Consider the following 12,632-nt stretch of genomic DNA (forward strand, 5'->3'; position numbering starts at 1 on the left):
GAGAACGCGATGAGCGCACCCGACGGCAGCCCGGTCGGCGCCGAACGCAGCATCGGCCAGCTGTTCGCCTCCGCGACGACCGAGTTGTCGGCGCTGGTGCACGACGAGATCGCGCTGGCGAAGGCCCAGCTGAAGCAGGACGTCAAGCGCGGCGCGGTGAGCGGCGGCGCCTTCTCGGTGGCCGGCGCCGTGCTGCTGTTCTCGCTGCCGATGCTGAACTTCGCCCTGGCGTACGGCATCCGGACCTGGAGCGACTGGAACCTCGCCATCTGCTTCGTGCTGTCCTTCGCGGCGAACGTGCTGGTCGCGCTCGTTCTCGCGCTGATCGGCGTGGTCTTCGCGAAGAAGGCGCAGAGGAGCAAGGGCCCGCAGAAGGTCGCCGCGTCGGTGAAGGAGTCGGCGGGCGTCCTGCAGAACGCCAAGCCGCACCCGCGACCCGAACTCGCGCAGGACCGGGTCCCGGAGGCCATCGAGGCTGTGGCACGCTCATCGTCATGACGGACCCCGACGGCACCACACCCCCGGCCCCGCCCGCTTCGGTCGTACGGCCGGACGCCGTCCTCGGAGAGCGGGTCATCCACCGTGAGGTCGCCGCGAACGGCGCCCGGTTCCACATCGCGGAGCTGGGCGACGGGCCGCTGGTCATGCTCGTCCACGGTTTTCCGCAGTTCTGGTGGACGTGGCGGCACCAACTGGTGGCCCTGGCCGACGCGGGCTTCCGGGCCGTCGCCATGGACCTGCGGGGCGTGGGCGGCAGCGACCGCACGCCCCGCGGGTACGACCCGGCCAACCTCGCTCTGGACATCACGGGCGTGATCCGCTCCCTGGGGGAGCCGGACGCCGCGCTGGTCGGCCACGACCTCGGCGGCTACCTGGCGTGGACGGCGGCCGTGATGCGCCCCAAGCTCGTCCGCCGCCTCGCCGTCGCCTCCATGCCGCATCCCCGGCGCTGGCGCTCGGCGATGCTCGCCGACGTCCGTCAGACCTCCGCGAGTTCCCACATCTGGGGCTTCCAGCGGCCGTGGATTCCCGAACGCCGGCTCACCGCCGACGACGGGGAGCTGGTGGGCCGGCTGATCCGGGACTGGTCGGGGCCGACCCTCCCGGAGGACGAGGCGGTCGAGAGGTACCGGCGCGCGATGTGCATCCCCTCCACCGCGCACTGCGCCGTCGAGCCGTACCGCTGGCTGGTGCGCTCCCTGGCCCGTCCGGACGGCGTCCAGTTCTACCGGCGCATGAAGCGGCCCGTGCGGGTGCCCACGTTGCATCTGCACGGCTCCCTCGATCCGGTCATGCGCACCCGCAGCGCGGCCGGCTCCGGCGAGTACGTCGAAGCGCCGTACCGCTGGCGGCTGTTCGACGGCCTCGGACACTTCCCGCACGAAGAGGATCCGGTCGCTTTCTCCACCGAACTGGTCAATTGGCTGAAGGATCCCGAACCTGATCGGTGACAGATCGATCGCGCCCGGTATCCGGACGTGAACCCCTGTACGACGAACGGCCAAATGCCCGGCGCATAGGCCAATTGGCGGCCCCGAGGGCGGTTATCGACCTTGGGGCAGGGGCAGACGTCCGGGTATGGGCTGGACGCACGACTACAGTGACGCAGCACGCACCCGCCGCTCGGCCAGTGGCCTGAGCCCCCACCAGCGAGGTGCCGACCCGCAGCTGCCGGGTACCGATCTGCGCGTGGGGATCCCGCGCATCCTGCGTCGCCGTGCCCGCTGGGTCTCGGTCCGCCTGCGTCACCCGCGAGGCTGATCCCCCGAACGGCTCAGGGCCCGCGCGAAACCGCTCACGGGGCGCAGCTGTCGCTGTCCACCTGCTGGCCGGCCGTCCGTCCGGCGGTGATGTCCTGCCGGATCTCGTCGGCGGTGAGCGCGTAGCCGGTCTGGGCGTCGTCGAGCGACTTCGCGAAGACCACGCCGTACACCTGGCCCTGGGGAGTCAGCAGGGGTCCGCCCGAGTTGCCCTGACGGACCGTCGCGTACAGCGAGTACACGTCACGGCGCACGGTGCCGCGGTGGTAGATGTCCGGACCGTTGGCGGTGATGCGACCGCGTAGCCGCGCGGCCCGCACGTCATACGACCCGTTCTCCGGGAAGCCGGCCACGATCGCGCTGTCGCCGCTCGCCGCGTCGTCGGTGGAGAACCGCAGCGCGGGCGCGTCGAGTTCGGGCACGTCGAGGACGGCGATGTCGCGCTTCCAGTCGTACAGGACGACGGTGGCGTCGTACTTGCGGCCCTGGCCGCCTATCTGGACGGTCGGCTCGTCGACACCGCCCACGACATGCGCGTTGGTCATGACCCGGCGCTCGCCGAAGACGAAGCCGGTGCCCTCCAGGACCTTGCCACAGCTCTCCGCGGTGCCCATGACCTTGACGATCGAGCGCTGCGCGCGCGTGGCCACCGCGCTCCTGGCCAGCGCCGGGTCGGGCGGCTGGACATCCGTGATCGGCTCGTTGGAGAACGGGCTGAAGACCTGGGGGAAGCCGTTCTGCGCCAGGACGGAGGAGAAGTCGGCGAACCAGGTGTCGGCCTGCGCGGGCAACGCCCGGGACACCCCCTGCAGCACGTTGGAGCTGCGCACCTCCTTGCCCAGCGTCGGCAGGGTGGTGCCGGCGAGGGCGGACCCGATCAGCCACGCGACCAGCAGCATCGCGCCCACGTTGACCAGCGCGCCGCCCGTGGCGTCCAGCGCCCGGGCCGGGGACCAGGTGATGTACCGGCGCAGCTTGTTGCCGAGGTGGGTGGTGAGGGCCTGCCCGACCGAGGCGCAGACGATCACCACGATGACCGCGACGACGGCGGCCGTGGTGCTCACCTCGGAGTTCTCGGTCAGCGCGTCCCAGATCACGGGCAGCAGGTAGACGGCGACGAGACCGCCGCCCAGAAAGCCGATCACCGACAGGATGCCGACGACGAAGCCCTGGCGATAGCCCACGACCGCGAACCAGACGGCAGCGACCAGCAGCAGGATGTCCAGCACATTCACGGGGATCACCCTGTCATGACCGCCAGTCGAGCGGGACCTGCTTCTCCCGGTCCCAGGGGAGCTCCCAGCCCGCGAAATGCAGCAGGCGGTCGATGACACCGGCCGTGAACCCCCACACAAGGGCGGATTCGACCAGGAATGCCGGGCCGCGGTGACCGCTGGGATGCACGGTCGTGGCCCGGTTGGCCGGATCCGTGAGATCCGCCACGGGAACCGTGAAGACGCGGGCCGTCTCACCTGGATCGACGACGCCCACCGGGCTCGGCTCGCGCCACCAGCCCAGGACCGGCGTCACGACGAACCCGCTGACCGGGATGTACAGCTTGGGCAGCGCGCCGAAGAGCTGGACGCCGGACGGATCGAGGCCGGTCTCCTCCTCGGCCTCGCGCAGGGCCGCCCTGAGCGGCCCGTCCCCGTGCGGGTCGCCGTCCTCCGGGTCCAGGGCGCCGCCCGGGAAGGAGGGCTGGCCCGCGTGGGAGCGCAGGGAGCTGGCGCGCTCCATGAGCAGCAGCTCGGGGCCGCGCTCGCCCTCGCCGAACAGGATCAGGACGGCCGACTGGCGCCCGTCGCCGTTCTCCGGCGGCAGGAAGCGGCTGAGCTGGCGCGGCCGGACGGTCTCCACCGCGTGCGCCACCGGGTCCAGCCAGGTGGGCAGGCCCTCCTTGCTGAGCGTCACCGGCCCGCCCTGGGTACCACTCGTGCGCTTCACCTCACACCACCCCCCGTTCTGCCGAGTACAACGCCCCGACACCGACAGATCGTTCCGCCTGCCGCCCCGCGTTCGCCGACACCGCCCGCTCCGCCGCGACCGCCCGGCCCGGGGCTCCCGCCGTCACCCGCGCCGTCCGTCCGGCGGCGGCTCGGAAGCGCTGCCGGTCCTGCCCCCGGCCGTCCCGCCGTCATCCGGCGCCCAGCGGCGGGGCCGGGCGGCCGCCCGCGTCCAGATACGACTGGGGCGGGTTCAGGCGCTGGCCGGGGAAGCCGCCCTTCTCGTACTTCAGGAGCTTCTTCGCCTTCTCGGGGTCCGTCTCGCCCTCGCCGTAGGCCGGGCAGAGCGGTGCGATGGGGCAGGCGCCGCAGGCCGGCTTGCGCGCGTGGCAGATGCGGCGGCCGTGGAAGATCACGTGGTGCGAGAGCATCGTCCACTCGTTCTTCGGGAAGAGCGCGCCGACGGCGGCCTCGATCTTGTCGGGCTCGGTCTCCTCGGTCCAGCGCCAGCGCCGCACGAGCCGCTGGAAGTGGGTGTCCACGGTGATGCCGGGCCGGCCGAACGCGTTGCCCAGCACCACGAAAGCGGTCTTGCGGCCGACGCCGGGCAGCTTCACGAGGTCTTCCAGCCGGCCGGGGACCTCGCCGCCGAACTCCTCGACCAGGGCCTTGGAGAGGCCTATCACCGACCTGGTCTTGGCCCGGAAGAAACCGGTGGGGCGCAGGATCTCCTCGACCCTCTCCGGGTCCGCGGCCGCCAGGTCCTCGGGGGTGGGGTACTCGGCGAAGAGGGCGGGGGTCGTCTGGTTCACCCGCAGGTCGGTGGTCTGCGCGGACAGGACCGTGGCGATCACCAGCTGGAAGGGGTTCTCGAAGTCGAGTTCGGGGTGGGCGTAGGGGTAGACCTCGGCGAGCTCACGGTTGATGCGGCGGGCGCGGCGCACGAGAGCGGTGCGCGACTCCGGCTTCCCGGCGGGGACTTCCGCGGCAGCCGGCTTCTTGGCGACAGCCTTTTTGGCGACGCCCTTCCGGGCGGCGGTCGTCGTGACCGGGGGCTTCTCGGCGACCTTCTCGACGGCGGTTTTCCCGGCCGCGGTCTCCTGGGCTTCGGCCGCTTTCTTCGCAGGCATCTCGTTTGTCACCTTTGCGGTTTTCCTACCACCACCGGAGGCCTGTTCGCCCACAGCGGAAACACGACGTGCAACCACCCGCCCAGCCCCCTCGGCCTGTGCTCTCACCGGCGTTTTGGACACTCGGCCAGCCTAAAGCCCGACACCGACATCCGCCCCGGACCCCGAAGATCGGCCCCCAATTGGACCCCTGCCGCTTACCCCAGGACATGTGTGCGGCATCCTTGTGACAGATCACACTGTTTGGACCGCCCGGCAAAATGGGGAACACGGACCCCTGGTACGCGGGGAGCAAGATCCCCTGAGCAGGTCGACAAGGAGAGAACTCGTGGACGACGTCCTGCGGCGCAACCCGCTCTTCGCGGCCCTCGACGACGAGCAGGCCGCCGAACTGCGCGCCTCCATGAGCGAGGTGACCCTGGCCCGTGGCGACTCCCTGTTCCACGAAGGCGACCCCGGTGACCGGCTCTACGTCGTCACCGAGGGCAAGGTCAAGCTCCACCGCACGTCCCCGGACGGCCGGGAGAACATGCTGGCCGTGGTGGGCCCGAGCGAGTTGATCGGAGAGCTGTCCCTCTTCGACCCGGGTCCGCGCACGGCCACCGCCACCGCCCTCACCGAGGTCAAGCTCCTCGGTCTCGGCCACGGCGACCTCCAGCCGTGGCTGAACGCCCGCCCCGAGGTGGCCACCGCGCTGCTGCGTGCCGTCGCACGGCGCCTGCGCAAGACCAACGACGCCATGTCCGACCTGGTCTTCTCCGACGTCCCCGGCCGCGTGGCCCGCGCTCTGCTGGACCTCTCGCGCCGCTTCGGCGTGCAGTCCGAGGAGGGCATCCACGTCGTCCACGACCTGACGCAGGAGGAGCTGGCCCAGCTCGTCGGCGCGTCGCGCGAGACCGTGAACAAGGCACTGGCCGACTTCGCCCAGCGCGGCTGGCTGCGCCTGGAGGCGCGGGCCGTCATCCTGCTGGACGTGGAGCGGCTGGCCAAGCGGTCGCGCTAACAGCCGGCCACCGTTGCGAGGAGTGACGTCGATCGGTGGGACCGTCTCCGGGGGCTGCGGCCCCCGGATCCCCGCCTCGGCCCCTGAGGGCCTTGCGGGCGTCATGGGCGTCGTCGTTCTCCCGAGTCCGGACGGCGGCCTCGGCCTCGATCCCCGGACGGGCCGGACGGGCCGGACGGCACACTGCACCCATGACTGAAGCGGTCCCCTCCCGAGGGCTCGACGCCCAGGGACACATCGCCCGCGAGGGCTCCCTCGCGCGCGTGAGGCATGAATTCCAGCCGGTCGTCGCGGCGGCCCGGGAGCGCATCCGGGACCTCTTCGGGCCGCGCCTGCACAGCGCGTACGTCAACGGTTCGATTCCCCGCGGCACCGCGCGCGTGGGCCGCAGCGACGTGGACCTGCTCGTCGCGCTGCGCGAAGAGCCCACCGAGGCGGACCGGGCCGCGGCCCGAGCCCTGATCGAGGGCCTCGACGACGCCTTCCCACAGATCGACGGCGGCGGGACGCTTCTCTACAGCCGTACGCGCCTGCTGAGCGATCTGGAGACGCACGATCTGGGATTCTTCGTCGCCTGTCTGTGCACCCCGCTCCTCGGCGAGGACCTCGCCGAACGCCTGCCCCGCTACCGTCCCGACTCGTTGCTCGCGCGCGAGACGAACGGCGACCTCGCCCGGCTCCTGCCGCGCTGGCGCGACCGCGTCGCCTCGGCGGACGACTCCGAGGCGGCCCTGCGGCCTCTCGTGCGGTTCATGTCCCGGCACCTCGTGCGCACGGCGTTCACCCTCGTCCTGCCCCGCTGGAACGGCTGGACGAGCGACCTGCACGAGATGGCGGACGCGTTCGCCGCGTACTACCCCACGCGCGCGGAGCAGTTGCGGGCGGCGGCCGTCCTCGGGTACGGACCGAGGGGCGATCGCGCGATCCTCTCCTCCTACCTGCAGGACCTCGGCCCCTGGCTCGCCGACGAGTACGCCCGCGTGCACGGGGTGAAGGCCCCGAGGCCCGAGGACGCCTAGGACAGGGCCGGACGGGGGCGGGCTGGGGCCGGGCGGCCCTAGATGAGCCCGTGCTCCGTCAGGTACTCCAGCTGAGCCCGCACCGACAGCTCCGCGGCCGGCCAGAGGGAGCGGTCGACGTCGGCGTACACATGCGCGACGACCTCGGCAGGATCGCCGTAACCGTTCTCGACGGCCGTCTCGACCTGGGCGAGGCGGTGGGCGCGATGGGCCAGATAGAACTCGACGGCTCCCTGGGCGTCCTCCAGGACCGGTCCGTGGCCCGGCAGGACGGTGTGCACGCCGTCGTCGACCGTGAGGGACCTCAACCGCCGCAGGGAGTCCAGATAGTCGCCCAGGCGGCCGTCAGGATGTGCGACGACGGTCGTGCCACGGCCGAGGATCGTGTCGCCCGTCAGCACGGCCCGGTCCGCCGGGAGATGGAAGCAGAGCGAGTCGGCGGTGTGTCCGGGCGTCGGCACGACGCGCAGCTCCAGACCGCCCACGGTGATCACTTCCCCGGCGGCCAGGCCTTCCTCCCCCAGCCGCACCGCCGGGTCCAGGGCCCGCACCTTCGTGCCGGTCAGCCCGGCGAAGCGGACGGCGCCCTCGGCGTGGTCGGGGTGGCCGTGCGTCAGCAGGGTCAGGGCGACGCGCTTGCCGGCCCGCTCGGCGGTGTCGACGACCGCGCGCAGATGACGCTCGTCCAGCGGGCCCGGATCGATCACGACCGCCAGCTCGGAGTCCGGCTCGGCGACGATCCAGGTGTTCGTGCCGTCCAGGGTCATCGCGGACGCGTTCGGCGCGAGCACGTTGACCGCGCGCGGGGTGGCGGGTCCCGAGAGGACCCCGCCTCGCGGCTGGCCGGGGAGGGCGACTGCGTCGGTCATGCGAGTGAGCCTTCCGTCGGGCGTCGCCGGACTGTCGTGGGGCGGTAGGGAGCGTCCCGTCGCCGGTCGAGGCCGAGACGGCGGTCCGGGACGAGGCGGCACTGGCGGTCCAGGCGGCACCGGCGGCCGAGACCGAGGCGGTGGTCCGAACGGGGGCGACGGTCCGGGCCGAGGCGGCACTGGCGGTCCAGGCGGCACCGGCGGCCGAGACCGAGGCGGCGGTCCGAACCGGGGCGACGGTCCGGGCCGAGGCTGCGGTCAGGACCGGGATGGTGATCCCAACCCGGTCGGCGGTCCGGGCCGGGTTCGCGGTTTTGAACGGCCCGGCGGTCCGGGGCCGGGGCGGCAGGCGTGCTCCGGCACGTCATGCGGGGCCACCGCCCGTCGCGGCGGTCGGGATGTGCTTGGTGAACTCGTCGTGTCCCGGCCAGGACAGCACGACCGCGCCGTCCTCCAGGCGGGCCTGCGCCAGCACCGGACTGAGGTCGCGCTCGGGGGCCGCGGCGAGCGCCTGCGCCGCCGTCGCGTACGGGACCAGCCGGCGCAGCGTCGCGATGGTGGGCGGCATCATCAACAGCTCGCCCTCGTCGTACGAGGCCGCCGCGTCCGTCGGGCGGATCCACACGGTGCGATCGGCCTCCGTGGACGCGTTGCGGGTGCGCTGGCCCTCGGGCAGCGCGGCCACGAAGAACCACGTGTCGTAGCGCCGGGGCTCGAACTCGGGAGTGATCCAGCGCGTCCAGGCGCCGAGGAGGTCGGAGCGCAGCACCAGGCCGCGCCGGTCGAGGAACTCGGCGAAGGACAGGTCGCGGGCGGCCACCGCGGCCCGGTCGGCCTCCCAGTCCGCGCCCGTGATGTCGCTGACCACGGAGTTCGGGGTCGGCCCCGCGAGCAGGACGCCGGCCTCCTCGTACGTCTCGCGCACGGCCGCGCAGACGATCGCCTGGGCCGCCGTCTCGTCGACGCCCAGCCGCTCGGCCCACCACGCGCGCGTGGGGCCCGCCCAGCGGACGTGCCGGTCGTCGTCGCGCGGGTCGACACCGCCGCCGGGATAGGCGTACGCGCCCGCGGCGAAGGCCATGGAGGCGCGTCTGCGCAGCATGTGGACGACAGGACCGCCGTCGGTGTCCTTCAGGAGCATGACGGTGGCCGCGCGTTTGGGGGCGACCGGAGTGAGCGTGCCGTCCGCCAGCGCGCGGATGCGTTCCGGCCAGTCCTCGGGGAACCACTGCCCATTCGCCATGGGCGCGAGGCTATCCCGTGGCGCGCGAATGTTCGAGAGGTCCCCGAGGTCAGGGCACGTCCGCGCGACGCCCGCGACGTGCCGGGAGGGCCTCCAGGGAGCCCGGGTAGGGCCGCGGAACGCGCCCGCGGCCCTTCGGCGGGCTCCGGGGGCTCACACGGCCTGAAAGAGCCTTCCCCACGCCCCCGGAGTGAGCTTGCCCACACCCCGGAGCGGGCTTGCCCAGACCCCGGAGCGGGCTTGCCCACCACCCGGAGCGGCCTTGCCCACGCCCCGGAGCGGGCTCGTCCGCCACCCGGAGCGGGCTTCCCCGCGACCCCGAGTGAGCTTCCCCTCGGCCCGAGGCGCTCGTGCTCCTGCCGCTACGGGACGAGTTCCACCTGGATCTCGACCTCCACCGGCGCGTCGAGCGGGAGCACCGCGACGCCCACCGCGCTGCGCGCGTGCACGCCCTTGTCGCCGAAGACCTCGCCGAGCAGCTCGCTCGCGCCGTTGAGGACGGCGGGCTGACCGGTGAAGTCCGCGGCCGACGCCACGAAGCCGACGACCTTCACCACGCGCGCGACGCGGTCCAGGTCGCCCGCCACCGACTTGACGGCGGCCAGGGCGTTCAGCGCGCAGGTGCGGGCCAGCTCCTTGGCCTCCTCGGGGGTGACCTCGGCGCCGACCTTGCCGGTGACCGGCAGCTTGCCCTCCACCATGGGCAGCTGGCCGGCGGTGTACACGTACGGGCCGGACTGCACCGCGGGCTGGTAGGCCGCCAGCGGCGGCACGACCGCCGGCAGGGTCAGTCCCAGCTCGGCGAGCCTCGCCTCGACCGCGCTCACGCCTTGGCCCGCTTCAGGTACGCGACGAGCTGCTCCGGGTTGTTCGGCCCGGGCACGACCTGGACGAGCTCCCAGCCGTCCTCGCCCCAGGTGTCCAGAATCTGCTTCGTTGCGTGGACGAGCAGCGGCACGGTTGCGTATTCCCACTTGGTCATGGGGCGACTGTATCCGCTGTCACGGGAGGGGCTGTTCCCCAGGCCATGTGGCCGATTGCCGCCCCCGTTGTCCACAGCCTCCCGGCCGTCGCGGGCGCCGACTGGTTACGCTCGAAGACGTGAGCAGGCTCCAGGTCGTCAGCGGCAAGGGCGGGACCGGCAAGACGACGGTCGCCGCAGCCCTCGCGCTGGCCCTCGCCACGGCAGGGAAGCGCACGCTTCTCGTCGAGGTGGAGGGCCGGCAGGGCATCGCGCAGCTCTTCGAGACAGAGGCGTTGCCCTATGAGGAACGCAAGATCGCCGTAGCGTCGGGCGGCGGGGAGGTGTACGCCCTCGCCATCGACCCCGAACTGGCCCTTCTGGACTACCTCCAGATGTTCTACAAACTGGGGAGCGCCGGACGGGCCCTGAAGAAGCTCGGCGCCATCGACTTCGCCACCACCATCGCCCCCGGCGTGAGGGACGTGCTCCTCACCGGCAAGGCGTGCGAGGCGGTACGTCGCAAGGACAAGAGCGGTCGGTTCGTGTACGACTACGTCGTCATGGACGCTCCGCCCACGGGTCGCATCACCCGCTTCCTGAACGTCAACGACGAGGTGGCCGGGCTGGCCAGGATCGGCCCGATACACAATCAGGCGCAGGCCGTGATGCGGGTGCTGAAGTCGCCGGAGACGGCCGTGCACCTGGTGACGCTCCTTGAGGAAATGCCGGTCCAGGAGACCGCCGACGGCATCGCCGAGCTGCGGGCGGCGAAACTGCCGGTGGGGCGGGTCGTCGTCAACATGGTGCGCCCCGACGTGCTGGACGAGGACGAGCTGGAACTCGTGCGGACCGTGACGCGTTCTTCTGTCGCCCGGTCGTTGTCCGCGGCCGGCCTCGGCGGGGCGCGACGGGGCGGGCGCGCCGAGCGGCTGGTGGATCCGCTCCTGCAGCAGGCCGAGGAGTACGCGGAGCGGTACGCGCTGGAGCGCGAGCAGCGGGCGGTCCTGGGCGAGCTGGGCCTGCCGTTGCACGAACTGCCGTTGCTCGCCGAAGGCATGGACCTCGCGGGCCTCTACCATCTCGCCACCGAACTGCGGAAGCAGGGGATCGCATGAGCGCGGACCAGACCCACGACGAGGGAAGCCCCCGGCGCCGTCTCTCCCCCGCGCCCGTGCTGGAGCTCGATCCGCTGCTCGACGACCCCGCGACCCGCATCGTGGTCTGCTGCGGCTCGGGCGGCGTCGGCAAGACGACGACGGCGGCGGCGCTGGGGCTGAGGGCGGCCGAGCGCGGCCGCAAGGTGGTCGTCCTCACCATCGACCCGGCGCGCCGGCTCGCGCAGTCCATGGGCATCGACTCGCTGGACAACACCCCGCGCCGCGTGAAGGGCGTCGAGGGGGACGGCGAACTGCACGCGATGATGCTCGACATGAAGCGCACCTTCGACGAGATCGTCGAGGCGCACGCGGACCCGGAGCGGGCGGCGGCGATCCTGGGCAACCCGTTCTACCAGTCCCTCTCTGCGGGCTTCGCGGGCACGCAGGAGTACATGGCGATGGAGAAACTGGGTCAGCTCCGCGCGCGGGACGAGTGGGACCTGATCGTCGTCGACACCCCGCCGTCCCGCTCGGCGCTGGACTTCCTGGACGCGCCCAAGCGGCTCGGGTCGTTCCTGGACGGCAAGCTGATCCGCGTCCTGCTCGCTCCGGCGAAGGTCGGCGGTCGCGCGGGGATGAAGTTCCTGAACGTCGGGATGTCGATGATGACCGGCGTGCTGGGCAAGCTGCTCGGCGGGCAGCTGCTGAAGGACGTCCAGACGTTCGTGGCGGCGATGGACTCGATGTTCGGGGGCTTCCGCACCCGCGCGGACGCCACGTACAAGCTGCTCCAGGCGCCCGGCACGGCGTTTCTGGTGGTGGCGGCTCCCGAGCGGGACGCGCTGCGGGAGGCCGCGTACTTCGTGCAGCGGCTGGCCGCCGAGGACATGCCCCTGGCGGGTCTGGTGCTCAACCGCGTCCACGGCAGCGGCGCCGCCCAGCTGTCCGCCGAGCGGGCGCTCGCAGCCGCGGAAAATCTTGAAGAGTCCGGCATTGTGGATCAGGACGACGGGAAGGCTCGACTTCGTAACTCTCCCGACACACACGGCAGTTCAGAATCATCCGAGCCCGGCCCGGAGCACGGAGCCCCCACCGACGCGGACCGGACCACCGACGCAGACCACACCACCGCCCCAGACCACGCGACCGACGCAGACCACACCGCCGCCGCGGACCACGCGACCGACGCGGCCCGGGCCACCGACACCGGCCGAACCGCGGACGGCGGCGTCGACACAACCGAGACCACGGGAACCGACCCGGACCGCATGATGGCGACGGACGCCGACGGTCCGGCCGCGACGGACGCCGATCGACCGGATCGTCCGGCGACGACCGAGGCGGACCGGGCTGTGGACGACCTCGCGGACCGGGCTGTGGACGACCTCACCGCGAGCCTGTTGAGGCTGCATGCGGAGCGCATGCACCTGCTCTTCCGCGAGCAGCGCACGCGCGACCGCTTCACCGCGCTCCACCCCGAGGTGGCGGTGACCGAGGTGGCCGCACTGCCCGGAGACGTGCACGACCTCACGGGTCTGCGGGACATCGGGGACCGGCTCGCGACCGAACGGCCGGAGCTGCCCGAGGCTGCCGACGCCTGAGCC

At 72.3% G+C, this 12,632-nt stretch carries 14 protein-coding genes; 7 read left to right on the plus strand and 7 right to left on the minus strand.

Features of this window, described 5'->3' with window-relative positions; all coding sequences use genetic code 11:
- The first annotated feature begins 9 nt into the window (after window positions 1-9).
- The 3 genes from ACFVYK_RS08765 (at window position 10) to ACFVYK_RS08775 (ending at window position 1,761) form a co-directional block, all read left to right on the plus strand.
- Window positions 10-498, plus strand: coding sequence for a phage holin family protein (locus ACFVYK_RS08765; protein ID WP_389770329.1), 489 nt, complete (start codon window positions 10-12; stop codon window positions 496-498).
- Window positions 495-1,451 carry an alpha/beta fold hydrolase gene (locus ACFVYK_RS08770; protein ID WP_389770331.1) on the plus strand — a complete coding sequence of 319 codons (957 nt, stop codon included), beginning with the start codon at window positions 495-497 and terminating at the stop codon, window positions 1,449-1,451. The genes ACFVYK_RS08765 and ACFVYK_RS08770 overlap by 4 nt, the downstream gene beginning before the upstream one ends.
- Window positions 1,452-1,578: 127 nt before the next feature.
- Window positions 1,579-1,761: a hypothetical protein gene (locus ACFVYK_RS08775; protein WP_109003321.1), complete on the plus strand. Its 183-nt coding sequence runs from the start codon at window positions 1,579-1,581 to the stop codon at window positions 1,759-1,761.
- Window positions 1,762-1,795: 34 nt separating this feature from the next.
- Here the strand turns inward: ACFVYK_RS08775 and ACFVYK_RS08780 are convergent, their stop codons facing one another.
- The 3 genes from ACFVYK_RS08780 to nth form a co-directional block, all read right to left on the minus strand.
- Window positions 1,796-2,995 carry a MarP family serine protease gene (locus ACFVYK_RS08780; protein ID WP_389770335.1) on the minus strand — a complete coding sequence of 400 codons (1,200 nt, stop codon included), beginning with the start codon at window positions 2,993-2,995 and terminating at the stop codon, window positions 1,796-1,798.
- Window positions 2,996-3,008: 13 nt separating this feature from the next.
- Window positions 3,009-3,704, minus strand: a complete 696-nt coding sequence (locus ACFVYK_RS08785) for an NUDIX hydrolase (RefSeq protein ID WP_389770338.1) — start codon at window positions 3,702-3,704, stop codon at window positions 3,009-3,011.
- Between the two features lie 190 nt (window positions 3,705-3,894).
- On the minus strand, window positions 3,895-4,833 hold the full coding sequence (gene nth, locus ACFVYK_RS08790; protein ID WP_389770340.1) for an endonuclease III: 939 nt from the start codon (window positions 4,831-4,833) through the stop codon (window positions 3,895-3,897).
- Window positions 4,834-5,161: 328 nt separating this feature from the next.
- Here nth and ACFVYK_RS08795 point away from each other — a divergent pair, with 328 nt between their 5' ends.
- Together ACFVYK_RS08795 and ACFVYK_RS08800 are read left to right on the plus strand one after the other, a co-directional pair.
- A complete protein-coding gene (locus tag ACFVYK_RS08795; protein WP_020129286.1) occupies window positions 5,162-5,836 on the plus strand; it encodes a Crp/Fnr family transcriptional regulator in 675 nt (224 codons plus the stop codon).
- 191 nt (window positions 5,837-6,027) lie between these two features.
- Window positions 6,028-6,855 carry a nucleotidyltransferase domain-containing protein gene (locus ACFVYK_RS08800; RefSeq protein WP_389770342.1) on the plus strand — a complete coding sequence of 276 codons (828 nt, stop codon included), beginning with the start codon at window positions 6,028-6,030 and terminating at the stop codon, window positions 6,853-6,855.
- 38 nt (window positions 6,856-6,893) lie between these two features.
- Here the strand turns inward: ACFVYK_RS08800 and ACFVYK_RS08805 are convergent, their stop codons facing one another.
- From ACFVYK_RS08805 to ACFVYK_RS08820, 4 genes are all read right to left on the minus strand, one after another.
- Window positions 6,894-7,724, minus strand: a complete 831-nt coding sequence (locus ACFVYK_RS08805) for an MBL fold metallo-hydrolase (protein WP_389770345.1) — start codon at window positions 7,722-7,724, stop codon at window positions 6,894-6,896.
- Between the two features lie 364 nt (window positions 7,725-8,088).
- On the minus strand, window positions 8,089-8,967 hold the full coding sequence (locus tag ACFVYK_RS08810; protein WP_389770347.1) for an NUDIX hydrolase: 879 nt from the start codon (window positions 8,965-8,967) through the stop codon (window positions 8,089-8,091).
- 362 nt (window positions 8,968-9,329) lie between these two features.
- Window positions 9,330-9,794: a RidA family protein gene (locus tag ACFVYK_RS08815; protein WP_069768406.1), complete on the minus strand. Its 465-nt coding sequence runs from the start codon at window positions 9,792-9,794 to the stop codon at window positions 9,330-9,332.
- On the minus strand, window positions 9,791-9,949 hold the full coding sequence (locus ACFVYK_RS08820; protein WP_020129281.1) for a DUF4177 domain-containing protein: 159 nt from the start codon (window positions 9,947-9,949) through the stop codon (window positions 9,791-9,793). Before ACFVYK_RS08820 ends, ACFVYK_RS08815 begins: the two co-directional genes overlap by 4 nt.
- Before the next feature lie 119 nt (window positions 9,950-10,068).
- On the opposite strand from ACFVYK_RS08820, the gene ACFVYK_RS08825 reads away from it, so the two are divergent.
- Complete coding sequence (locus ACFVYK_RS08825; protein ID WP_389770349.1) at window positions 10,069-11,046, plus strand: ArsA-related P-loop ATPase; 978 nt, start codon at window positions 10,069-10,071, stop codon at window positions 11,044-11,046.
- Complete coding sequence (locus ACFVYK_RS08830) at window positions 11,043-12,629, plus strand: ArsA family ATPase (RefSeq protein WP_389770351.1); 1,587 nt, start codon at window positions 11,043-11,045, stop codon at window positions 12,627-12,629. The genes ACFVYK_RS08825 and ACFVYK_RS08830 overlap by 4 nt, the downstream gene beginning before the upstream one ends.
- Window positions 12,630-12,632: the final 3 nt, after the last annotated feature.

This window comes from Streptomyces sp. NPDC058291 (assembly GCF_042880855.1).
Taxonomy (GTDB): Bacteria; Actinomycetota; Actinomycetes; order Streptomycetales; family Streptomycetaceae; genus Streptomyces.

Bases quoted from the DNA above. Each gene is read 5' to 3' on its own strand.
- ACFVYK_RS08775 (WP_109003321.1), top strand. From the start codon at position 1,579: ATGGGCTGGACGCACGACTACAGTGACGCAGCACGCACCCGCCGCTCG.
- ACFVYK_RS08830 (WP_389770351.1), top strand. From the start codon at position 11,043: ATGAGCGCGGACCAGACCCACGACGAGGGAAGCCCCCGGCGCCGTCTC.
- nth (WP_389770340.1), bottom strand. From the start codon at position 4,833: ATGCCTGCGAAGAAAGCGGCCGAAGCCCAGGAGACCGCGGCCGGGAAA.
- ACFVYK_RS08800 (WP_389770342.1), top strand. From the start codon at position 6,028: ATGACTGAAGCGGTCCCCTCCCGAGGGCTCGACGCCCAGGGACACATC.
- ACFVYK_RS08770 (WP_389770331.1), top strand. From the start codon at position 495: ATGACGGACCCCGACGGCACCACACCCCCGGCCCCGCCCGCTTCGGTC.
- ACFVYK_RS08820 (WP_020129281.1), bottom strand. From the start codon at position 9,949: ATGACCAAGTGGGAATACGCAACCGTGCCGCTGCTCGTCCACGCAACG.
- ACFVYK_RS08810 (WP_389770347.1), bottom strand. From the start codon at position 8,967: ATGGCGAATGGGCAGTGGTTCCCCGAGGACTGGCCGGAACGCATCCGC.
- ACFVYK_RS08805 (WP_389770345.1), bottom strand. From the start codon at position 7,724: ATGACCGACGCAGTCGCCCTCCCCGGCCAGCCGCGAGGCGGGGTCCTC.
- ACFVYK_RS08765 (WP_389770329.1), top strand. From the start codon at position 10: ATGAGCGCACCCGACGGCAGCCCGGTCGGCGCCGAACGCAGCATCGGC.